This is a genomic window from Pseudomonas sp. S2_B07, assembly GCF_054668435.1.
Genome location: NZ_CP162769.1, coordinates 195,343 through 217,463, shown reverse-complemented (window position 1 = coordinate 217,463; position 22,121 = coordinate 195,343). Strand labels below are relative to the sequence as shown.

Annotated in this window: 17 protein-coding genes; 9 read left to right on the top strand and 8 right to left on the bottom strand. The window is 58.6% G+C overall.

Annotated elements, in window-relative coordinates; genetic code table 11:
- Positions 1-57: 57 nt before the first annotated feature.
- Positions 58-2,880 carry a hypothetical protein gene (locus tag AB4N43_RS01115; RefSeq protein WP_172825945.1) on the bottom strand — a complete coding sequence of 941 codons (2,823 nt, stop codon included), beginning with the start codon at positions 2,878-2,880 and terminating at the stop codon, positions 58-60.
- Between the two features lie 250 nt (positions 2,881-3,130).
- On the opposite strand from AB4N43_RS01115, the gene AB4N43_RS01110 reads away from it, so the two are divergent.
- The 5 genes from AB4N43_RS01110 to AB4N43_RS01090 all read left to right on the top strand — a co-directional run bounded on the left by AB4N43_RS01110 (position 3,131) and on the right by AB4N43_RS01090 (position 8,456).
- Positions 3,131-4,156, top strand: coding sequence for a LacI family DNA-binding transcriptional regulator (locus AB4N43_RS01110; RefSeq protein ID WP_027923015.1), 1,026 nt, complete (start codon positions 3,131-3,133; stop codon positions 4,154-4,156).
- 158 nt (positions 4,157-4,314) lie between these two features.
- Complete coding sequence (locus tag AB4N43_RS01105; RefSeq protein ID WP_460152853.1) at positions 4,315-5,097, top strand: sugar phosphate isomerase/epimerase family protein; 783 nt, start codon at positions 4,315-4,317, stop codon at positions 5,095-5,097.
- A complete protein-coding gene (locus AB4N43_RS01100) occupies positions 5,090-6,067 on the top strand; it encodes a sugar kinase (protein WP_059182894.1) in 978 nt (325 codons plus the stop codon). The genes AB4N43_RS01105 and AB4N43_RS01100 overlap by 8 nt, the downstream gene beginning before the upstream one ends.
- 90 nt (positions 6,068-6,157) lie before the next feature.
- Complete coding sequence (locus AB4N43_RS01095) at positions 6,158-7,456, top strand: MFS transporter (protein ID WP_027923013.1); 1,299 nt, start codon at positions 6,158-6,160, stop codon at positions 7,454-7,456.
- A 22-nt stretch (positions 7,457-7,478) separates the two neighbouring features.
- Entirely contained in the window at positions 7,479-8,456 is a 978-nt protein-coding gene (locus AB4N43_RS01090; RefSeq protein WP_460154188.1) for an NAD(P)-dependent oxidoreductase, read from the top strand.
- Between the two features lie 112 nt (positions 8,457-8,568).
- On the opposite strand, the gene AB4N43_RS01085 is transcribed toward AB4N43_RS01090, so the two are convergent.
- The 4 genes from AB4N43_RS01085 to AB4N43_RS01070 all read right to left on the bottom strand — a co-directional run bounded on the left by AB4N43_RS01085 (position 8,569) and on the right by AB4N43_RS01070 (position 14,260).
- Positions 8,569-9,756, bottom strand: coding sequence for a pyridoxal phosphate-dependent aminotransferase (locus AB4N43_RS01085; protein ID WP_027923011.1), 1,188 nt, complete (start codon positions 9,754-9,756; stop codon positions 8,569-8,571).
- Positions 9,757-9,799: 43 nt separating this feature from the next.
- On the bottom strand, positions 9,800-11,425 hold the full coding sequence (locus AB4N43_RS01080; protein ID WP_027923010.1) for a methyl-accepting chemotaxis protein: 1,626 nt from the start codon (positions 11,423-11,425) through the stop codon (positions 9,800-9,802).
- Positions 11,426-11,726: 301 nt separating this feature from the next.
- The gene (locus AB4N43_RS01075; RefSeq protein WP_027923009.1) at positions 11,727-12,860 is read right to left on the bottom strand and encodes a glycerate kinase; all 1,134 of its coding nucleotides are present in this window, start codon (positions 12,858-12,860) and stop codon (positions 11,727-11,729) included.
- 287 nt (positions 12,861-13,147) lie between these two features.
- Complete coding sequence (locus AB4N43_RS01070; protein ID WP_059182892.1) at positions 13,148-14,260, bottom strand: sugar diacid recognition domain-containing protein; 1,113 nt, start codon at positions 14,258-14,260, stop codon at positions 13,148-13,150.
- Between the two features lie 168 nt (positions 14,261-14,428).
- Between AB4N43_RS01070 and AB4N43_RS01065 the strand changes: the two genes are divergently transcribed.
- Positions 14,429-15,739: an MFS transporter gene (locus AB4N43_RS01065; protein WP_027923007.1), complete on the top strand. Its 1,311-nt coding sequence runs from the start codon at positions 14,429-14,431 to the stop codon at positions 15,737-15,739.
- Positions 15,740-15,797: 58 nt separating this feature from the next.
- Here AB4N43_RS01065 and AB4N43_RS01060 read toward each other — a convergent pair whose 3' ends face one another.
- Positions 15,798-16,169 (bottom strand): DUF6124 family protein, encoded by a 372-nt coding sequence (locus tag AB4N43_RS01060; protein ID WP_460152849.1) that lies wholly within the window; start codon positions 16,167-16,169, stop codon positions 15,798-15,800.
- A 471-nt stretch (positions 16,170-16,640) separates the two neighbouring features.
- Here AB4N43_RS01060 and AB4N43_RS01055 point away from each other — a divergent pair, with 471 nt between their 5' ends.
- Complete coding sequence (locus AB4N43_RS01055) at positions 16,641-17,654, top strand: aldo/keto reductase (RefSeq protein WP_027923005.1); 1,014 nt, start codon at positions 16,641-16,643, stop codon at positions 17,652-17,654.
- A gap of 195 nt (positions 17,655-17,849) precedes the next feature.
- Complete coding sequence (gene rarD / locus AB4N43_RS01050; RefSeq protein WP_027923004.1) at positions 17,850-18,731, top strand: EamA family transporter RarD; 882 nt, start codon at positions 17,850-17,852, stop codon at positions 18,729-18,731.
- Between the two features lie 126 nt (positions 18,732-18,857).
- On the opposite strand, the gene hppD is transcribed toward rarD, so the two are convergent.
- Positions 18,858-19,934, bottom strand: a complete 1,077-nt coding sequence (gene hppD / locus AB4N43_RS01045; protein ID WP_027923003.1) for a 4-hydroxyphenylpyruvate dioxygenase — start codon at positions 19,932-19,934, stop codon at positions 18,858-18,860.
- Between the two features lie 256 nt (positions 19,935-20,190).
- Positions 20,191-21,108, bottom strand: coding sequence for a DMT family transporter (locus AB4N43_RS01040; protein ID WP_371258944.1), 918 nt, complete (start codon positions 21,106-21,108; stop codon positions 20,191-20,193).
- A gap of 98 nt (positions 21,109-21,206) precedes the next feature.
- Between AB4N43_RS01040 and AB4N43_RS01035 the strand changes: the two genes are divergently transcribed.
- On the top strand, positions 21,207-22,079 hold the full coding sequence (locus AB4N43_RS01035) for a LysR family transcriptional regulator (RefSeq protein ID WP_027923001.1): 873 nt from the start codon (positions 21,207-21,209) through the stop codon (positions 22,077-22,079).
- Positions 22,080-22,121 lie beyond the last annotated feature (42 nt).

Sequence of the window (22,121 nt, the reverse complement as noted above, 5' to 3'; positions counted from 1 at the left end):
GCATCGCAAGGAAGAAATTCAAACCTCCCTTGCGATGTTAAAAAACCATTTGATTAATTAAGGGGCTGGAGCGGCCGGCGCCGCCGTTTGGTCGCAATAATTGAAACTATTGCTGATGGTATCCAGCGGTTTGAAAACGGGTACAGATGTTTGCTGCCCATTAATCTCGGTTGTATACCAATATTTCCCGAAGGCAATCGCTCCGCGTACCGGTTGTGCTGCTTTGAAAACTGCGGGGCTGCCCACCGGTGCCACATCAGGCACATCGGCGGCCTTAATGACATAATCTTGCGAAGCCTCCGTACCTGGAATCAACTGAGTACCCGCCAGATCGCGATAGGCCGCGAAATGGGCTGTAATGGTTTTACCTGGTGGCAGGAGCGGACTCTTTGCAATAAGCAAACCCAGTTTGTATGCGCTTGTAGGGCTGGTCATCCCGAAGCACTCGATGAAATCACGATTTGCAGGGTTGCGGATAGCGATCGTAGGCGAAGGCAAAGGAATTGGAACGCCACTGACTGTCACCGGTTGCGGCAGGGATTTCATGACGTTCTTGTCAGAACCTGACTTCTGAATCGTCCAGTAAGCCGATACTTCTGGAGTAGGAAGTCCGGAAATGATGTTTGCCGGAACGTCAACTACAAACCCATTTTCGTCTGTAAATGAAACATATTCGGCAATCTTCAGATCATTGATATAGCACGTGGCCGTCTGTTCCGGGGTGATATCTGGATCACTGAGCGCAAATACGACTGTGAATTTACCAGCCTTGTCGCGATCGCCAGGCAGCAAACTATTCGGCGTACCAGAGGCACCAGTGACAACGGGTAGTTGCATAGCCCGGTTTGTCAAATCCGGAAGATCTGGATTCGTTGGACCCGCGTAGTCAAACGCCAACATAAAGGTTGCTTCTGGCGACTCAACGTTGGGGGTCATCCCGGTCCGGGTGATTACAGACATGATCGTGACAGCTTTTGGCTCGTCGGCATCAGCAAATAGTTTTGCAAGGTCTGCATAAGTAAGCGCGAAACTCAGATTCGCACCAGCCCATGGTTGTGGAGCCGTTTCTACAAAGTTGGTCGCGTCAGCCGCATCCTCTAAAATCAAAAAGATTTCGTCGCCCGTTTCCGCATGTTGGATAAACGCGTTTTCGACAATCGCAAAAATCCCACTGGCAATATCGTCCAGAAAAAGCGGAGTGTTGTAGTTTGGATCGGTTTTTGGCACCAAAGGTGCTTTTGTCAGCAACGGTCTTTGCGCAAGAGCCAATGTCAGAAAGGCGGTCGACACTGACTCCAGACTTTGGTTGCCGGGAAGGTCTTTCCAGTCATACACGATATTGACACGCCCGTTCGGGAGTTGACTCAACATCGTATTTGGAAATGAGATAGCACCACTTGCAGGGACTTGATCGTCCCAGACCAAAACCCTCTGAGTGCCGGACACGAGCCAGATGCGCAGATGATCGTCCAGTCGCCGAAGGGGATAACCAACGTTCATTGTAATGTTCAAGTTGGCGTTCGCGGGCAGTGCCCTCCAGGCCTCATTGATAGTGACTTGCGAATCCGTAGGTTTATTGACAAAGACAGGAGCTGGCGTTGGCCTTACTTCTCGTCTTGGGTTTTTCGTATTGAATGGCGCAGTCTGGTCGATTACAAATTTCAGGGTATTGGAAGGTTCCTCGTTACCACCACCTCCCTTATAAAGTTTAATCATCACCTCATAGGTAGTAGGTGTTGCCGGCGTAGGTTGCTCCGGAAACAAGCTAGCGGGTATTTTAAATGGAATGACACCATCAGGCCTGTCAGCAATTGGCCCTAGGGAAAATGTTTGATCGTGGGCGACTAAAGTCCCACCTTCTACTCCTAAGTAAAAATCAAAATCATCTCCGTCGAGCTCACTAAGGGTGCGAATAAAATTTAAGGTAATTTCCCCGCTATCCAGAACACTTTTCGCGATAAAGCCCTCAGCCAGCGTGTCTATTGTAATAGCCGAGAAAGGTCCAGCATCACTAACACCAACGGATTCAGCTCTTTGCTTTTTAGGTACAGATTGCAGTGTCATCTTTGCTTCTCCTTGTGCATTAAGGCCAGTAGGGCCACTTTCGCCGGGTGTTACTCTGTCTATTCTCACCAAACCTTTTCGTGACTCACCGATCAGCCGCCCAGCTCTAAGCAACTGCCAATAGACGAGGGCCGAGTCGTTATCAATAAGAGGTTTTATATGAGGATCAAATGGAATGCCTTGCTCATATCCTTTATCAATGTCCTGCTGTTGCAATTTTTTATCAAAAGCGCCATATGTATTGGATACAGGCGGACCACTTCCATTCAAACTTAAGTAACCTTGCCAGTGCACTTTGGCAATATCGTCAGGTACTGCAATGCCCGTTGAGGCAGGTATCGCAACGGTTGCGCCGGATGTCAGTGGTGGAGCCGTATTGTTATTCAGATATCCCCAAACCGTGGCATGGGGAAATGTCAGTTCCGCCAGAACGAGAGGTACAGTGTGATCAATCGTCAACTTTCTTTCTGGCGAAGGGTCGGGGATACCGCCTGAACCTTTCCAGACTTTATAAGATAAAAATTCGATGCCATCGATTGCCAAATGCTGCGGTGTCAGTGCGAAATATAAAAAGGCTGGTTGTGGCGGGCTGAAAAATTCAGTGTAAAGCCTTTGCTCAACTCCGCCTCGACGTGTCATGACCCAAAGTTCATCGTTATTCAGAGGGTTGACCCAATAAGGAATAGCAATACGAGTACCATTACGCAGAATATCGAGGGGGACATATCCCTCGATATCGCTATCGTCGATACCCTCGACTGAAAGTGGCGCCGCCAATATTCCTGCGTCTGACTCCGAAGACTTCTTTGCCGTCATCGCATTTACCTGTTTGATGGTAGAAGCACTGCGCGTAACTTCTCAGTCGCTCATGGAAGAATTAAGCGCTAAGCCATCGCACTTGCCTACTGTCATAACTGACAGGTAAATCGACCATTCGTCTGGAAACTAGCCGTGGTACAGGTCCGTCGGCGATGAACTCGACTTGACGAAGAGGCAGGGATTAGTGTTCCCTGAAACCGGTTTCACTGCGATAAAAAAGCCAATCCAACAACAAAAAGCTACCGCCATGAACGATTTCTCCGCCGCCCAGCGTAACCGCGTCACCATGCTCGACGTTGCCGAACACGCTGGCGTGTCCAAGGCCAGCGTCTCGCGTTTCATTGGCGACGACCGCGCCCTGCTCTCCGATGCCACGGCCTTGCGCATCGAGCAGGCAATTGCCCAACTCGGCTACCGCCCCAACCAGATGGCCCGTGGTCTGAAACGCGGACGCACTCGCCTGATTGGCATGCTGGTGGCCGATATCCGCAACCCTTATTCAATTGCCGTGATGCACGGGGTGGAAACCGCCTGCCGTCAGCACGGCTACAGCCTGGTGGTGTGCAACACCGATCGCGATGACGAGCAGGAACGTCAGCACCTGGCGTTGCTGCGCTCCTACAACATCGAAGGCTTGATCGTGAACACCCTGGGCCATCACCGCGACGAACTGCGCGAGTTGCATCGGGAGATGCCGATGGTGCTGGTGGATCGCAAGGTTGAGCAGCTTGAGAGTGACCTGGTCGGGCTGGATAACCCGGCGGCCGTGGAGATGGCCCTCGCCCACTTGCAGGAACGCGGTTATCGCGATGTGTTGATGGTGACCGAGCCGTTTGACGGCACCAGTTCCCGGATCGAGCGGGTCAGCAGTTTCAAGATGCAGATTGAGCAACGTCCGGCGCTGAATGGTGCAGTGGTCGAAACCGGTAGCGAGTTGACCGCCCACGTTAAGACCTTCTTGAACACTCCCGGCTCCGGCCCGAAAGCGCTGTTTTGCGCCAATGGCATTGCGGCGTTGGCCAGTACGCATTCGTTGCGTGAGTTGCAGTGCAATTTGTTTGCGGATGTAGGGTTGATCGCGCTGGATGACCTGGATTGGTATCCGTTGGTGGGCAGCGGGATTACCGCCCTCGCCCAGCCGACGGCCGAGATTGGCGCGAGCGCGTTTGAGTGTCTGCTCAAACGGTTGCGTGGGGATGCCGGAGCGGCGCGGACACTGGATTTTTCTGCGCAGCTGGTTGTTCGGGGATCAACCCTTGGGAATCTTTGGTGAACGTTATGGCCCCTTCGCGAGCAGGCTCGCTCCCACAGTTGAACGCATTCCAATGTGGGAGCGAGCCTGCTCGCGAAGAGGCCCCGAAAAACACCGCCCTATTCAGCCATGCATTTTTTTTGAACAAAAATGAAACCGGTTTCAGAGGTATAAAAACAATGAATACACCCCCCGTTTCCATCAGCCTGTCCAGCTACGGCGCAGACCTTGTGCGCCAACGTGGCCAAGGCAGTTTTATCGATGTGCTGGCCGCCGCCGGCGCTACGCGCATTGAATGGCGCGAAGAGCTGCTGACCGATGAAAACCCGCTGCAACTGGCCGACAACAGCCAGGCCCAGGGCCTGGAAAGCATCTATTCATCGCCCATGGAGCTGTGGCTGGCCGGTCAGTCAAAACCCAATCCAGCGCTGACCGCGACCCTGCAGCGTGCCCAAGCGTTCGGCGCCAAATGGCTGAAAGTTTCCCTGGGGTACTTCACCGACAACAATGATCTTCAGGCACTCAGCCGCGCCCTCGCCCAGAGCCCGGTACAGGTGCTGGTGGAAAACGACCAGACCTTGCACGGCGGTCGCATCGAACCCTTTCAACGCTTTTTTACTCAAGTCGAACACCACAACCTGCCGATCAAAATGACCTTCGACATCGGCAACTGGCACTGGCAGGACCAATCCGCCGCCAGCGCCGCACGGTTGCTCGGTCGGCATGTCGGTTACGTGCACTGCAAAGCCGTGACCCGCCGGGCCGACGGAAAACTGGTTGCGATCCCGCCAACCGCCAATGATGTGCACGAGTGGGAACACCTGCTGCGACACATGGCCCAAGGTGTTATGCGGGCGGCGGAATACCCGCTGCAAGGCGATGACCTGGTGCAACTGACCACCGAACACGTCGCTGCCCTCGCCCGCCTTGGCCAATCCCGGTTGGAGAACGCTCATGTCTGAGTTCGATATCCTGTCGTTCGGCGAAACCATGGCGATGTTTGTCGCCGAGCAAAGCGGTGATCTGGCCGACGTCGGCCAGTTCCACAAACGTATTGCCGGAGCGGACAGCAACGTCGCGATTGGCCTGTCACGGCTCGGCTTCAACGTGGCGTGGCTGAGTCGAGTGGGCGCCGATTCATTGGGCCGATTTGTCGTCGATACGCTGCGCAAAGAAGGTCTGGATTGCAGCAACGTCGCCATCGACCCAGCGCATCCGACCGGTTTCCAACTCAAGTCCCGTACCGACGATGGCAGCGATCCGGCCGTCGAGTATTTCCGGCGTGGTTCGGCCGCCAGTCACTTGTCGGTGCAATCGATCTCCTCGTCATTGCTCGACGCCCGGCACTTGCACGCCACCGGTATTCCACCGGCGCTGTCTGCATCTGCCCGGGAAATGTCCTTCGAACTGATGACCCGCATGCGCAATGCCGGACGCAGCGTGTCGTTCGACCCGAACCTGCGCCCGAGCCTGTGGGCCAGCGAGCAACAGATGATTACCGAAATCAACCGCCTCGCGGGCCTCGCCCATTGGGTGCTGCCGGGGTTGAGCGAAGGCCGTTTGCTGACCGGGTTTGAAGACCCGGCGGACATTGCGGCGTTTTATCTGGATCTGGGTGTTGAAGCGGTGGCGATCAAACTCGGCCCGCATGGGGCGTATTACCGCACCTCACTGGATCAGGGGTTTATCGCAGGCATACCGGTGCAAACCGTGGTGGATACGGTCGGCGCTGGCGATGGCTTTGCGGTCGGGATGATCAGCGCGTTGCTGGAAAACCAAAGCGTTGCCGATGCGGTGCGGCGTGCCAACTGGATTGGCAGTCGTGCGGTGCAGAGTCGGGGGGATATGGAAGGGTTGCCGACCCGGCTGGAATTATCTACTGAATTTGAAGGCGTCAATCGCCATCAAGCTGTGCGCCTACAGGCGTTGTAGGAACCGAGCTTGCTCGCGATGAGACCCGCACAAACGCTGAAGATGTAACTACCTGCTGCGACAAAAACAACAAGCTCAGGAGCACTGCCCATGAAAACCGCCTCACTCGCCACCCGCCGCTGGTGGTACATCATGCCCATCGTGTTCATCACCTATAGCCTGGCGTATCTGGACCGCGCCAACTATGGCTTCGCCGCTGCCTCGGGCATGGCCGCCGACCTGATGATCACGCCGGGCCTGTCGTCGATGCTCGGCGCGCTGTTCTTCCTTGGATACTTTTTCTTCCAGGTGCCCGGCGCGATCTATGCCCAGAAACACAGCGTCAAAAAGCTGATTTTCGTCAGCCTGATCCTCTGGGGCGGGCTCGCGACGCTGACCGGGATCGTCTCCAATGCCTACTGGCTGGTCGTCATTCGCTTCATGCTAGGCGTGGTTGAAGCCGCGGTCATGCCGGCGATGCTGGTCTATCTGTGCCACTGGTTCACCCGTGCCGAACGCTCACGGGCCAACACGTTCCTGATCCTCGGCAACCCGGTCACCATGCTCTGGATGTCGGTGGTGTCGGGCTATCTGGTACAGCATTTCAGCTGGCGCTGGATGTTCATCATCGAAGGTTTGCCGGCAGTGCTGTGGGCATTTATCTGGTGGCGCCTGGCGGACGATCGTCCGGCGCAGGCCAAGTGGCTCAGCGATCAAGAGAAGCAGGACCTGGAAAGCGCCCTCGCCGCCGAACAGGTCGGCATCAAAGCGGTGAAGAACTACGCCGAAGCCTTTCGCTCGCCGAAGGTGATCATCCTGGCGTTGCAGTTTTTCTGCTGGAGCATTGGCGTTTACGGCTTCGTGCTGTGGCTGCCATCGATCCTCAAGGCCGGTGCGCAGATGGACATGATCGAAGCCGGCTGGCTCTCGGCGCTCCCGTATCTGGCCGCAGTGATCGGCATGCTGCTGGTGTCGTGGGGCTCGGACAAACTGCAGAAGCGTAAACGCTTCGTCTGGCCGCCGCTGCTGATTGCCTCCATTGCGTTCTACGGTTCCTACGCCTTGGGCGCCGAACATTTCTGGTGGTCCTACACCTTGCTGGTGATTGCCGGCGCCTGCATGTACGCGCCGTACGGGCCATTTTTCGCCATCGTCCCCGAAATCCTTCCGGCCAACGTGGCGGGCGGTGCCATGGCATTGATCAACAGCATGGGCGCGCTCGGTTCGTTTGGCGGCTCCTATCTGGTCGGTTACCTGAACAGCTCCACCGGCTCGCCCGGCGCTTCTTACTTGCTGATGAGCGGCGCGTTGATGCTCTCGGTGGTGCTGACGATGTTCCTCAAGCCCGGCGCCAGTGACCGGGTCGTGGCCAAGGCCGATACGCAACGGCCAGTGACGGCTCACCCTTGAACATGAAGTTGAGATGATGACGATGAAAAAGCAGGTCGTGCTGTACAAGAAACTCTCGCCGCTGTTGATGGCTCGCCTGCATGAGCACACCGACGTGACGCTGATCGATAACCTCAACCCCGAAGGCATTGCACAACTGCGCGACGCCCTGCCCCGCGCCCAGGGTTTGCTCGGCGCGAGCCTGAAACTGGACGCGGAGTTATTGGACCTGGCGCCGAATCTGAAAGCCATCGCCAGCGTCTCGGTCGGTGTCGACAATTACGATATCGACTACCTGACCGAACGCCGCATCTTGCTGAGCAACACGCCGGATGTACTGACTGAAACCACGGCAGACACCGGTTTCGCGCTGATTCTGGCGACCGCCCGGCGCGTGGTGGAATTGGCCAACATGGTTCGCAACGGCCAATGGCAACGCAACATTGGCCCGGTGCATTTCGGCACGGATGTGCATGGCAAGACGCTGGGCATCATCGGCATGGGGCGTATTGGTGAAGCCTTGGCTCAGCGCGGGCATTTCGGATTTGGCATGCCGGTGATTTATCACAGTCATTCGCCGAAACCGGCGGTGGAAGCGCGTTTCAATGCACAGTACCGCAGCCTGACGGAGCTTTTGCAGCAAGCTGATTTCATTTGCCTGACCTTGCCGCTGACGGCTGAAACCGAAGGGCTGATCGGCGCCGAGGAGTTCGCCTTGATGCGCCCGGAAAGTATTTTCATCAATATTTCCCGGGGCAAGGTGGTGGACGAAGCAGCGCTGATCGAGGCGCTGCGTACAGGACAGATTCGGGCGGCAGGGCTGGATGTTTTTGAGCGTGAACCGCTGCAGTTGGATTCACCGTTGATGACGTTGAATAACGTAGTGGCGACGCCTCACATGGGCTCGGCGACGCATGAAACGCGGGAGGCGATGGCGCGGTGTGCGGTGGATAATCTGCTGATGGCGTTGGCTGGAGAACGGCCGAAAAACCTGGTGAATGCCGGGGCGTGGCAGGCTTAAGACATTTGCTGTTCTTCAGGCGGCCATCGCGAGCAAGCTCGCTCCCACATTGGATCTGTGGCGTTCACAAACCCCTGTGGGAGCGAGCTTGCTCGCGATGAGGCCAATAACTTCAGGCTCTACGCGCCTCCAGCAGGTCCGCCGCACACAACGCAATCCGCCGACACGCATCCGCCAGCTTCACCTGATCCACCACCAACCCAATCCGGATATGCCCCGCCGCACTCGGCCCGAACGCCTCGCCGGCCAGTACCGACACCCCATAACCCTCAAGCAACCGTTCGGCAAAGCCCTGGGCGCCGAGCCCTGTCTGGCGTACGTCAACCATCACAAACATGCCGCCATCCGGACGGATCGGCTGGATGCCGGGGCATCCGCTCAACCGTGCGCACACCAGATCCCGACGCTGACGATATTCCTCGCGCATCAGCGCCACTTCCGGCAAGTTTTGATCCAGCGCCAATTGCGCGGCGTTCTGGATGAAGTCCGGAATCCCGAACAACATGCACAACGACAGATTCACCAGGTGCTCGGCCATGGGTTTCGGCCCGATCGACCACCCCACGCGCCAGCCGCTCATGGCGTGGGATTTGGACAGGCTGTTGATGGTCGCGGTGCGCTCGGCCATGCCCGGCAAACTCGCCGGGCTGATGTGTTCGCCCTCGAACAACAAGTCGCTGTAGACCTCATCGCTGATCAGCCACAGGTCATGGCGCACGCACAATGCTGCCAGCGCTTGCCAGGTCTTCAAGGACAGGCTGGCACCCGACGGATTGTTCGGACTGTTGAGCAACAGGACACGGGTCTTGGGCGTGATCAGCGCCGCCACATCCGCCGGGTCAACGCGAAAGCCGTTCTCCGGCCGCACCGCCACCGGCACCACTTTAGCGGCACAGGCGCCGAACACCCCTTCATAGGTCACGTACATCGGTTCGGCGACGATCACTTCATCACCAGGATCGAGCAGGCATTGCGCAACGGAATACACCGCGCATTGCGCCCCCGGAAACACGATCACATGATCGGCGTCCACCGCCTGACCACTGCGTTGCCTATGGCGTCGCGCGATGCTGCTGCGCAATCCGCGGCTGCCGCGCACGTCCGGGTAGTGGGTGTCGCCGGCCTGCAAGCTGTCGATAGCGGCCTGGACAATCGGTGGTGGCGTGTCGAAATCCGGATCGCCGATCGACAGAAGCAGGACATCAATGCCCTGCTCGCGCATGTCCAGCGCTCGGTCATGAATCCGCCAGGCTGCCGCTCCATCGCCGGCGATTCGTTGGGTCAAGGCTGAATAGCGCATGTGATTCTCCTGTCGCGCGCGGACTCCCAGCCTTCACCCTATCTCAAATCACGAAACGCGCCACCATCGCATTCAAATCCACCGCCAGGCGCGACAGTTCATGGGTGGCGACGCTGGTCTGGTTGGCACCGGTCGCGGACTGAGTGGCCAGGTCGCGGATGTTCACCAGGTTACGGTCGACTTCGCGGGACACTTGCGCCTGTTCTTCCGACGCACTGGCGATCACCAGGTTGCGTTCGTTGATCAAGTGGATCGACTGGGTGATCTGCTCCAGCGCGACACCGGCGGCGCGGGCCATTTCCAGGGTGCTCTGGGTGCGCTGATTGCTTTGCTGCATCGACGAAACCGCTTGGCCGGTGCCGTTCTGGATGCCGGCGACCATTTTTTCGATTTCCTGGGTCGATTGCGCAGTGCGATGGGCCAATGCCCGCACCTCGTCTGCCACCACGGCGAAGCCTCGTCCGGCTTCACCGGCACGGGCAGCTTCGATGGCGGCGTTGAGTGCCAGCAGGTTGGTTTGTTCGGCGATGGCGCGAATAACGTCCAGCACTTTGCCGATGTCACGGCCCTGCGCGGCCAGCCCTTCGATCATCACCGAGGTGTTTTGCACGTCGTGGGTCATGGTCTGGATTGCGTTGACGGTTTCCACCACCCGGTCACGGCCTTCGCGGGCGGCTTGGGTCGATTGGCTGGAGGCTTCCGAGGTCGACACCGCGTTGCGCGCGACCTCTTCCACGGCGGCGGTCATTTCGTTGACGGCGGTGGCAGCTTGTTCGATTTCGTTGTTTTGCTGTTGCAGGCCGCGCGAGGCTTCCTCGGTCACGGTGCTGAGCTCTTCAGCGGCAGCGCCCAGTTGCGTGGCGGAACCGGCGATCTGTTCGATGGTTTGGCGCAGGTTGGTTTGCATGGCGGCCAAGGCGCCGAGCAAACGAGCCGGTTCGTCCTTGCCGTCAATCTCGATAACTTTGGTCAGGTTGCCGCCGGCGATGGTTTCGGCCGCCTGCACCGCGCGGTTCAGCGGGGTGACGATGCTGCGGGTCAGCAGCCAGGCCAGCAGCACAGTCATGAGCGACGCCAGCACCGACACCAGAATGATGCCGTACACGGCGGTGTTGTAGTTTTCTTCGGCGGTGACACCGGCCGTTTTCGCGGCCTCATTGTTATAGGCCACCAGCTTATTCAGCTGTTCGCCCATCAGGTCGGTGCCGTCCTTGATCCGCGTGTTGATCAAGGTGCGCAGCTCCTCGACCTTGTTCTGGCGCGAAAGGTCCAACATTTCGCGCTGCGCTTGCATGTAATTGTCCAGCGTCGCGCTGAACACTTTATACAGCGCCGCTTCGTCCGGGCCCATCGGCAATGCGGCATAGCTGGCCTGCGCCTTGCGCGCCTTGTCGGTGAGCACGGCAATGCGGGTTTCGGCTTCTTGCAGGCTGGCCGGTTCGCGGTTGACCAGAATCCGGAACGACAAAATGCGCATGCGCAGGATATTTTCGGTGACATTGCCCAGGAAGCTGACGCTGGGCAGTTGAGTACTGCTCATATCGATTGAGGATTGACGGATGATCGACATGCGGTTCACGGCAAACACACCCAGCACGATGACGAGCAAGGCAATGAAAGCAAAACCGAGGAAGGCGCGAGGCGCGATGTTCAGATTACGCAGTGACATAAGTGGATTCTCGGGTGATTGAGGCTGCGAGCATCCTTGCCGGTGATCACTGAAGGGGCGTTCCTTCAGCTCGGCGCCACTGTCGAATCGGGTGTGTGAGCGTCTATAAGTTGTATCGGCCGGGGATGAGGATTTTTGCGGGGGATGAGCAAATATATTTCGGGGGGGATGAGTGTTTCACTCATGAAACACAAATCCCTGTAGCAGCTGCCGAAGGGTGCGTTCGACTGCGAAGCGGTCGCGTTTTTTAGATCCTGCGACTGCTGCGCACTCGAACGCAGCCTCGCAGGCTCGACAGCTGCTACTTAGCGATTCGCCAGACCCGTGCGATGTCGCTCGCGCGATCTTTCAGCAACCGTGGCGCCTCGGCGCACGCCTGTTCCAGCGTCATCGGACCACTGGCCAAGGCAAACGCCGCATCGATGCCGTGCTCGTACAACGCCTGATAACCCTCGCCCAACGTGCCCGCGATCACGATCACCGGCACGCCTTGCTGCCGGGCAATGCGCGCCACGCCGAACGGCGTCTTGCCGCGCAAGGTCTGCGCATCGAAACGCCCTTCGCCGGTAATCACCAGGTCGGCACCTTGCACGGCTTCAGCCAGCCCAACCAACTCGGCAACCACGTCCACACCGGCCTGAAACTGCGCCCCGAGAAACGCCTTGGCGGCAAATCCCAGACCGCCGGCCGCCCCACTGCCCGGTTCGTCCTTGACGTCGTGACCCAACGCACGCGCACACAGTTGGGCAAAGTGCCCCAGCGCGTTATCCAGTTTCTGGACTTGCTCGGGCGATGCGCCTTTCTGCGGGCCGAAAATCGCCGAAGCGCCGTGAGGGCCGCACAGTGGATTGTTAACGTCGGCAGCAATGTCAAAACGCACGCCACTCAGGCGCGAATCCATGCCGCTCAGATCAATGCGATCCAGTTGCGCCAACGCCAAACCGCCCGGTGCCAGGGTTTGCCCCTGCGCATCCAGCAACTTCACGCCCAGCGCCTGCATCGCCCCGGCACCGCCATCGTTGGTGGCGCTACCACCAATTGCCAGAATCACCCGTTGCGCACGGGCATCGAGTGCCGCGCGAATGAGCTCGCCGGTGCCGAAGGTGCTGCTGGTGCACGCGTCGCGTTTGCCCGGCGGAACCAGTTGCAGGCCACTGGCCTCGGCCATTTCGATGATCGCGGTGTGGTTGTGCGGGAGCCAGCCCCAGGCGGCGTCAACGGTTGCACCGAGTGGCCCCCGCACCTTCGTGCGGCGCCATTCGCCCTTGCACGCGGCCAGAATAGACTCGACCGTGCCTTCGCCGCCGTCGGCCATCGGGCATTTGACCAAGTGCGCGTCCGGCCACACGTCTGCCAGCCCCAATGCAATGGCGTCGGCCACGCCTTGGGCGCTGAGGCTGTCCTTGAACGAATCGGGGGCGATGACGATTTTCATGCGAATTCTCCAGTTCCAATGCGCTCCATGCTGCCAGTAGCCCCGGACAATAACGCCAGTCCGCTGCACAAGTGGGTGTGGCGTTTATTGTTCATTTTCACAAAACCGCACGACTACACACTGTGTTGTAGCCGCTGCCGAGCCTGCGAGGCTGCGTTCGGCCGCGAAGTCGTCGTAAACCCGGCAAGCGCAATTTCCCTGACACACCGCAGTGCATGATTTTACGACTGCTGCGCAGCCGAACGCAGCCTCGCAGGCTCGGCAGCTGCTACAGGGGTTGTGTTCGGTCAGTCGGTTTGGGGCAGGAGCTGGACGCCGAGGTAGAGCGCAAGCATCCCGTCCAGCCTGAGAGGATCAACCCCACTCAACTCGGCAATCCGCTCCATCCGATACCGCAAGCTATTGCGATGAATCCCCAGCGCATCAGCACACGCCTGGCTCTGACCATCGTGATCACACCAGCTGCGCAGCGTCGCCAACAGTTGACCGTTGCCATCCTTGGCAATGACTTTGCGCAGCGGCTTGAGCAATTCGTCCAGCGCATCGTCATTACGATGCCGCCACAGCATCACCGGCAATCGATAACGGGTCAGCGTCAGCAAGCGCGAACGCGGCAACACATCGCGTCCATACGCCAACAAATCACCCACGCGCCGGTAGCAGCGGCGCAGCCCCGATAAGCCATCGGCCTGCCCGCCCACGGCGATGCGCAAAATGTTCCAGCCCAGGCCGTCGAGTTTTTCCAGCAGCCGATCATTCTCGATCGATTGCGAAGCCGGTCGGCACCACAGCAACGACGACTTCGCCGAACTCACGCACCAACTGTCCGGGTAACGCGACATCAGCCAGGCGCTCAGCGCTTCAACGGTTTGCGCCGGGCCGTGTTCCAAGCCCAGTTCAAAAAGATACGGCACCCGCGTCATCTGCGGCTTGAGCCCCAATTGCTGCGCCTCATCGAGCAAGCGCGGCGAGTCCCCGGCCTCGCTCAGCAGCAACGCGAGCAGATCGTCACAACGCTGACGCCGCCATTGCTGGTCGGCCTGCTGATTGCGCTGGCCGACCAGCATCTCGGCGGTCATCCGCACCAACTCGGCATAGGTGCGCAACGGCTCGGGCTCGCCAGTGATGCCAAGCACGCCAATCAAGCGCCCATCCAGCAGCAGCGGCAAGTTGATCCCCGGTTGCACGCCCTTGAGATGCATTGCCGTTTGCGCGTCGATTTCCACCACCCGCCCGTTGGCCAGCACCAATTGCGCACCCTCGTGGCGGGTGTTGATGCGCTCCGGTTCGCCGCTGCCGAGAATCAATCCCTGGCTGTCCATCACGTTGACGTTGTACGGCAGGATGGCCATCGCCCGGTCGACGATGTCCTGGGCCAGGTCGTGATCGAGTTCGAACATAACGGTGATCCTTGAAAACGGGGTGGGACGGGTTGTTCACCCGCACAGGCCTTGGTCGCAAACCCTGTGCTCAGGCACAAAGACAACCACCCAAGGCGTGGCCGAGACTCACTGGGCGATCAACGTTACCCTTGCATCGCAAAAAATCATAATAAAGAGAGAGCCGCCATGTCACAGAGCGCCGCCGCTACCCAGGCCATCGTTGACGAGAAAAACGCCGTCTACAAACGCATTACCCTGCGTTTGATCCCCTTCATCTTCATCTGCTACCTGTTCAACTACCTCGACCGGGTGAACGTTGGATTTGCCAAACTGCAGATGCTCGACGCCCTGAAATTCAGCGAAACCGTGTACGGCCTCGGTGCCGGGATCTTCTTTATTGGCTACGTGCTGTGCGGCGTGCCGAGCAACCTGGCCCTGACCAAATTCGGCCCGCGACGCTGGATCGCGCTGATGATGATCGTCTGGGGCACGCTCTCGACGTGCCTGCTGTTCGTCACCACCCCGACCGAGTTCTACACCCTGCGCCTGTTCACCGGCGCCGCCGAAGCCGGGTTCTTCCCGGGCGTGGTCCTGTATCTATCGCAATGGTTCCCGACCTTCCGCCGGGGCCGCATCATGGCGCTGTTCATGTCGGCGATCCCGGTGTCCGGCCTGCTCGGCAGCCCGTTTTCTGGCTGGATCCTCAATCACTTTGGTGCAGGCCAGGGCGGCTTGGCCGGCTGGCAGTGGATGTTCCTGCTGCAAGGCATTCCGACTGTGATCCTCGGTGCCCTCGCCTATTTCCTGCTGAGCGACAGCTACGCCAACGCCAAATGGCTGACCCCTTTCGAGCGCTCGGTACTGGAAGCGGATCACGCTGAAGACCTGGCCAACAAGCCGAAAACCACCACGGATTCGTTGCTGGCGGTGTTCAAAAACCCGGCGATCTGGGCGTTTGGTTTGATCTACTTCTGCATCCAGAGCGGCGTGTACGCGATCAACTTCTGGCTGCCGTCGATCATCAAGAACCTGGGCTTCAGCGATAACCTGGTGATTGGCTGGTTGAGTGCGATTCCGTACCTGTTGGCGGCGGTGTTCATGTTGCTGGTCGGTCGCTCGGCGGACCTGCGCAAGGAACGTCGCTGGCATTTGGTGGTGCCAATGTTGATGGGCGCGGTGGGTCTGTTGATCGCGGTGAATTTCGCGACGACGCCGGCGATTGCGATTCTCGGCCTGAGCATCGCCACCATGGGCGCCCTCACCGGCCTGCCGATGTTCTGGCCGGTGCCGACGGCACTGCTGAGCGCGGGCGCGGCGGCGGGTGGTCTGGCGTTGATCAACTCCATGGGGCAGATGGCAGGTTTCCTCAGTCCTTACCTGGTGGGCTGGGTCAAGGACAGCACCGGTTCGACGGATGCTGCGCTTTATCTGCTGGCGGGTGTGATTGTGGGTGGCAGCTTGCTGGCACTGCGGATGACGCGGACGTTGCGGGTGTAACGAAGCCTCTGCCCCTGATCGTTCCCACGCGCGTGGGAACGATCATCTCGAGACCGCTTTAGCTATACGGGTCGACGTTATCCAGCATCCGGTTCACCGCCAGTTCACCCAGCATGACGGAGTTTTGAATGCCCAGCAGTGTATGGCGCTGTGTGCCGTTCAGTTGCCCGGCGAAATCACTCAACATCACACTCGCTGACGCCAACGTCTCGCAGGCGTTGACCAGCAGGGTTTCGTGATCGGTGTCGGGGCCGATGGAATAGATGGTGCTGGGTTTGCGTGGGGTGTCTTTGGGGATGACCGGTTTGAGGTAGTAATCGAGGGCGCGGTCGGCGGCGGTGTTGAGTTTTTTGGGATTGGTGGATTCGTACGGCGAATCGTCGTCGGTGTCGATGTCGGTTTCTGGTGGGTTGGGTGTGATCTTGAACATAGATGAAACTCCTTGCGTCGAATAAGGAGCCATCACTTTCGCTACCAAACGAAGAGGTGGTGGCCATACGCAGATTGGTAGACCGGGACGCAAGGAGACCGGCGCGCCCGAAGACGCCCTGTGCATGACCACCATAAAGTCGAGACGAAAGACGCCACGAAATAGTGATGCTGCGAACCTTACGTAAATCCCGGGCTACCAAACCCGATCGCTGTTTTTCAGCGACGAGCAAACGATAGAGCCCAGCCCCAAGGCGCACAAGCCGGCGGATTCTGGCGCAGTCGTAGGCAACGGCGCAAGGTTATGTAGCCTCCAATCCCTTCCCTCCCGCCCGTTTAAACATTGCTGTTTATTGCCACAGGCTCATTCCTACACTGGCTCCACCATTGAGCTGATATTCCGATTGCTCCCGACGACGGTTTTGGTATTTGATTGAGGCCTTTCCCCCCCCACCGGTAAAAGGATTTCCTCATGAGCTATCGCACGCTGGGTCATTCAGGTTTACAGGTCTCTACCCTGACCCTGGGCACCATGATGTTCGGCGAACAGACCAGCACCGAAGATTCCCTGCGGATCATCGACAAGGCCTGGGACCAGGGCATCAATTTCATCGACACCGCCGACGTTTACACCGGCGGGCGTTCCGAAGAAATCGTCGGCGAAGCGATTGCCGGCAACCGCCACGAATGGGTGCTGGCGACCAAGGTTGGCTTCGGCCCGGTGGACGGTGTACCGAACCGCAGCGGCTTGAGCCGCAAACACCTGTTCAACGGCATCGACGCCAGCCTGACCCGTTTGGGCACTGACTACCTCGACATTTATTACCTGCACCGCGAAGACCACAACACGCCGCTGGAAGTGACCGTGTCGGCGATGGGCGACCTGATTCGTCAGGGCAAGGTTCGCTATTGGGGTTTGTCGAACTACCGTGGCTGGCGCATTGCCGAGGTGATCCGTGTGGCCGATCAACTGGGCGTCGACCGGCCAGTGATCAGCCAACCGCTGTACAACATCGTCAACCGTCAGGCCGAGACCGAACAAATCACCGCCGCCCACAATTATGGTCTGGGTGTTGTGCCTTACAGCCCGTTGGCGCGAGGTGTGCTCAGCGGCAAATATGCGCCGGATGTGAAGCCGGACGCCGATAGCCGCGCCGGGCGTGCCGACAAACGCATTCTGGAAACCGAATGGCGGGTTGAGTCGTTGCGCATTGCCCAGCAGATTCAGCAGTACACCCAGGAACGTGGCGTGGGGATTGTCGAGTTTGCGATTGCCTGGGTGCTGAACAACGGCGCGGTCACTTCAGCGATTGTCGGGCCGCGCACCGAAGAACAGTGGGACGCGTACACCAAGGCGCAAGCGGTGAAGATTACGGCGCAGGATGAGGCGTTTATTGATTCGCTGGTGGTGCCGGGGCACTCGTCGACGCCGGGGTTTAATGACGTGAGCCATTTTGTGTCGGGCCGTAAACCCCGCACCCACTGAAGAAACACACAACCCGTGTGGGAGCGTGGCTTGCCCGCGATGGCATCGACGCGGTCTGAGGGATGTACCGCGGTGTCTGCATCGCGGGCAAGCTACGCTCCCACACTAGGTTTGTGGTGATTGATCAGCCGATATTCGACTGTAAAACCACGTATCCTCTGCGCCCTGTTTCACCTTCAACCTCGCGAGGGCAGTTTGTCTAAAGGTATCGCTTTATCGGTGTCGGCCTCGGTGCTGTTTGCCGTCATGTACTACTACACGTCGTTGCTCACGCCCCTGAGCGGCGTGGAAATTTTCGGCTGGCGCATGTTGCTGACCGTGCCCTGCATGACCGTGTTCATGGTGGTGTCCGGCGAGTGGACGCGCGTGGTGGAGATTGTCCGGCGCGCCATGGCGAATCCGACATTGATCGCCGCCCTGATCGCCTCCTCGGCCCTGCTTGGCGTGCAACTCTGGCTGTTCATGTGGGCGCCGCTCAACGGCTACAGCCTGGACGTATCACTGGGGTATTTCCTGCTGCCACTGACGATGGTGCTGACCGGGCGAATCGCCTACGGCGAACGCTTGTCCTACCTGCAAAAAGTCGCCGTGGTACTGGCCTGCCTCGGCGTGATCAATGAGGTGTATCAGGTCGGTGGTTTTTCCTGGGCGACGTTGCTGGTGTGCATTGGTTATCCCACCTATTTCATCGTGCGCAAGCGCCTGGCCTCGGACAACCTCGGTGGTTTGTGGCTGGACATGGCGTTGACGCTGCCGGTGGCATTCTGGTTTGTGCAAAGTGGCGAGCAAGGCTTCGGCGTGTTCGATCAACACCCGTGGCTGTCGCTGTTGATCCCGATCCTGGGGGTGATCAGCGCGTCGGCATTGGTGGTCTACATCATCGCCAGCCGCTTGTTGCCGTTTAGTCTTTTCGGGTTGTTGAGTTACGTCGAGCCGGTGTTGTTGCTGGGCGTGGCGTTGCTGCTGGGGGAAAGCATCAAGCCTGGGGAATGGTTGACCTATATTCCGATCTGGATGGCGGTGGTGGTGCTGGTGTTCGAAGGCTTCAAACACCTGATGCGACAGCGCCGCCCTTAAGCCTTACACAAAACAAATGCAGGAGTGAGCCTGCTCGCGACAGCGTCTTCTAATTCAACATCAATGTTGACTGAAAGACAGCTATCGCGAGCAGGCTCACTCCTGCAGGTTTAGTGGTGTGGCGGGTTACTCGGTGGCGAGCACGCCACGACGAACCTGGTCGCGTTCGATCGATTCAAACAGCGCCTTGAAGTTGCCTTCGCCGAAACCATCGTCGCCTTTACGCTGGATGAATTCGAAAAACACCGGCCCCATCAGGGTTTCCGAGAAGATCTGCAACAGCAGGCGCTTGTCACCCGACTCGGACGAACCGTCCAGCAGAATGCCCCGCGCTTGCAGTTGATCCACCGGCTCGCCGTGGTTTGGCAAACGGCCTTCGAGCATTTCGTAATACGTTTCCGGTGGCGCGGTCATGAAGCGCATGCCGATGCTTTTCAGGTGATCCCAGGTCTTGATCAGGTCATCGGACAGGAACGCAACGTGCTGGATGCCTTCGCCGTTGAACTGCATCAGGAACTCTTCGATCTGCCCGGCGCCCTTGGACGACTCTTCGTTCAGCGGGATGCGGATCATGCCGTCCGGCGCGGTCATGGCCTTGGAGGTCAGGCCGGTGTATTCGCCCTTGATGTCGAAGTAGCGAATTTCGCGGAAGTTGAACAGCTTCTCGTAGAAGTTGGCCCAGTAGGCCATGCGACCGCGATACACGTTGTGCGTCAGGTGGTCGATGATTTTCAGGCCGGCACCGACCGGATTGCGGTCCACACCTTCGATGAACACGAAGTCGATGTCATAGATCGAGCTGCCTTCGCCGAAACGGTCGATCAGGTACAGCGGCGCACCGCCAATGCCTTTGATCGCCGGCAGGTTCAGTTCCATCGGACCGGTTTCGATGTGGATCGGCTGGGCGCCGAGTTCCAGTGCGCGCTTGTAGGCGAGCTGCGAATCCTTGACGCGAAACGCCATGCCGCATACCGACGGGCCGTGCTCGGCCGCGAAGTACGAAGCAACGCTGTGCGGTTCGTTGTTGAGGATCAGGTTGATCGCGCCCTGGCGATACAGGTGCACGTCTTTGGAGCGGTGGGTCGCCACCTTGGTGAAGCCCATGATCTCGAAGATCGGCTCCAGGGTGTTCGGGGTTGGCGATGCGAATTCGATGAACTCAAAGCCCATCAGGCCCATTGGGTTTTCGTATAAATCTGCCATTTTGGCGCCTCATCATGCTTTTAGAATTAACAGTTAAAAAGTGTTAGTTGCTAGCAATGCTGAGACCGGCGGGTGGCGCACAGGAGATGCCCCGCACGCTGCGGGCGAGGAAGTCACCGTAGATCAATTGAAACCCAAAACTCTTCATTGTCGACCCAAGGCTCTTGCGGGCGAGGCTTCTGCTGCCAGAAGACGTTTATTATTGTATGCGTAACCCGATTCTACACAGCGTAAATCGGTTTGTCCGCCTTCTGTATCAAATCCCCTTTTCCCCTACTCGCGCAAGGGGTTTATTACAGAGGAAAATCCCCGCCAGAATCAACACGCCGCCAAGGTACATCGCCAGTGTCAACGGCTCGCCCAGCAACAGTGCGCCGAGGATGACGGCGGTCAACGGGTTCAAGGCTATGAACACTCCTGAACGCGTCGCGCCGATCTGGCGGATGCCGTCGTAATAACCAATGTAGGCCAGCGCCGAACCCAAAACCCCGAGGTACATCAGGCTCAGCCATTGTTGCGGACCGAGGCTGAGCAGCGCGCTGACACTCAGTTCACCGCGCACGGCACTGGTCACCCAGAGCATCGCCGTGCCCAACAGAATCGAATACGTCACCGTCTGCACCGGCCCCAGCGAATGATTCAGCGCTTTGGAGAACAGCGAATAAATACCCCAGCCGAGCACGCAGCCGAAAATCAGCAAGTCACCTATCCAGGCATCAGCGTTGCCGGCCAATAGCTGCGGGTTACGACTGGCAATCACCACACTCGCCCCGGCCATACAAATCACGATGCCGAAGACTTTGGCCCGGCTCAGGCGCTCCTTGAACAGCAACCATGAGGCGAGGCCGATCACTGCCGGGTTCAGCGCAACAATCAACGAGGCTCGCGAGGCGTTGATGTAATGCAGCCCATAAAAGAAGCACAGGTTATAGAAGAAGATCCCGAAGAACCCCAGCAGCGCCAGTCGCAGCCATTGTTGCGGGTTCGGCCGGATCAACGGGATACGCGCCAACAGCAGAAACAGCAACAACGCCGCGCTGGCCAGCAGGAACCGCAGGCTGGCGGCGAACAACGGGCTGAGACTGTCGGCGAGAAAACGCCCGGCCACAAATGTCCCGCCCCAGATCATGGTGACGGCGGCGAGTTTCAGATACACCGGTGTGTGCGAAGTCATTGTTTTCGCAGAGATTGTCATGGAGAAGCAAAACCAGGGCGAGGAAGATGACGTATCATTCGACTAATCAACGATCATCGTAAAATGAGTAAAAACTCATGACCCTGACTCAACTCGAGATTTTCTCGCTGGTTGCTGAACTGCGTGGTTTCACGGCGGCAGCCAATCGCCTGGGGATTTCCCAGTCGGCGGTGTCTCACGCGCTCAAGTCGCTGGAACAGGAACTCGGCGTCGAACTGCTGCGGCGGCACCAGTCCCAGGTCGAACTGAGCGATATCGGCCAACAACTGTTAATGCGCGCCCGAACAATGCTCGGGCTGGCCAACACCTTGCGCCAGGAAGCGGCCGATGCGCGCGGGATGAAGCGCGGCACGTTGCGCATCGGCTCGTTTGGCCCGACCTCATCGATCCGCCTGCTGCCGCAGATCCTGCAGCACTACCGCACGGCGCATCCGGGCATTGAAGTCCACATCGACGAAGGCCCGGATCGCCAGGTGATTCAATGGCTTGAAGAGCGGCGAATCGACATCGGTTTTGTGGTGCTGCCTGAAGAACGCTTCGACACCTTCGCACTGCTGGAAGATCAGATGGTCGCACTGGTGCCTGCCGAGCACGCACTGGCCGATCGCGACAATCTGAGTTTGAGCGATTTGTGCAACGACCCGTTCGTGCTGACGGAGGCAGGCTCATCGGAGCTGGTGTCGCGACTGTTCAGCGCCGCTCGCCTCATACCGAACATCCGATATCGCTGCTCACAATTGCTCAGCACGCTGGACACGGTCAGCCGCGGCGATGCGTTGACGGTCGTGGCTGAAAGTTCTCTGCCCGACAACGTCAACAGTCGCTATGTGAAAAAACCACTGTCGCCCCCCGTTATTCGCCAGGTCGGACTGGCGGTGCTGGACCAGCGTCAGGCGTCACCCGCGACGCTGGCCTTTATCAAACTGGCCACTGGCCTGAACGCTCATTGAGCGGCATAAGCGCCAAGGGCCAACTATCATGGCCACTACCTG

Coding starts and splice junctions, on each gene's coding strand:
- AB4N43_RS01115 (WP_172825945.1), bottom strand. CDS start 2,880: ATGACGGCAAAGAAGTCTTCGGAGTCAGACGCAGGAATATTGGCGGCG.
- AB4N43_RS01110 (WP_027923015.1), top strand. CDS start 3,131: ATGAACGATTTCTCCGCCGCCCAGCGTAACCGCGTCACCATGCTCGAC.
- AB4N43_RS01105 (WP_460152853.1), top strand. CDS start 4,315: ATGAATACACCCCCCGTTTCCATCAGCCTGTCCAGCTACGGCGCAGAC.
- AB4N43_RS01100 (WP_059182894.1), top strand. CDS start 5,090: ATGTCTGAGTTCGATATCCTGTCGTTCGGCGAAACCATGGCGATGTTT.
- AB4N43_RS01095 (WP_027923013.1), top strand. CDS start 6,158: ATGAAAACCGCCTCACTCGCCACCCGCCGCTGGTGGTACATCATGCCC.
- AB4N43_RS01090 (WP_460154188.1), top strand. CDS start 7,479: ATGAAAAAGCAGGTCGTGCTGTACAAGAAACTCTCGCCGCTGTTGATG.
- AB4N43_RS01085 (WP_027923011.1), bottom strand. CDS start 9,756: ATGCGCTATTCAGCCTTGACCCAACGAATCGCCGGCGATGGAGCGGCA.
- AB4N43_RS01080 (WP_027923010.1), bottom strand. CDS start 11,425: ATGTCACTGCGTAATCTGAACATCGCGCCTCGCGCCTTCCTCGGTTTT.
- AB4N43_RS01075 (WP_027923009.1), bottom strand. CDS start 12,860: ATGAAAATCGTCATCGCCCCCGATTCGTTCAAGGACAGCCTCAGCGCC.
- AB4N43_RS01070 (WP_059182892.1), bottom strand. CDS start 14,260: ATGTTCGAACTCGATCACGACCTGGCCCAGGACATCGTCGACCGGGCG.
- AB4N43_RS01065 (WP_027923007.1), top strand. CDS start 14,429: ATGTCACAGAGCGCCGCCGCTACCCAGGCCATCGTTGACGAGAAAAAC.
- AB4N43_RS01060 (WP_460152849.1), bottom strand. CDS start 16,169: ATGTTCAAGATCACACCCAACCCACCAGAAACCGACATCGACACCGAC.
- AB4N43_RS01055 (WP_027923005.1), top strand. CDS start 16,641: ATGAGCTATCGCACGCTGGGTCATTCAGGTTTACAGGTCTCTACCCTG.
- hppD (WP_027923003.1), bottom strand. CDS start 19,934: ATGGCAGATTTATACGAAAACCCAATGGGCCTGATGGGCTTTGAGTTC.
- AB4N43_RS01040 (WP_371258944.1), bottom strand. CDS start 21,108: ATGACTTCGCACACACCGGTGTATCTGAAACTCGCCGCCGTCACCATG.
- AB4N43_RS01035 (WP_027923001.1), top strand. CDS start 21,207: ATGACCCTGACTCAACTCGAGATTTTCTCGCTGGTTGCTGAACTGCGT.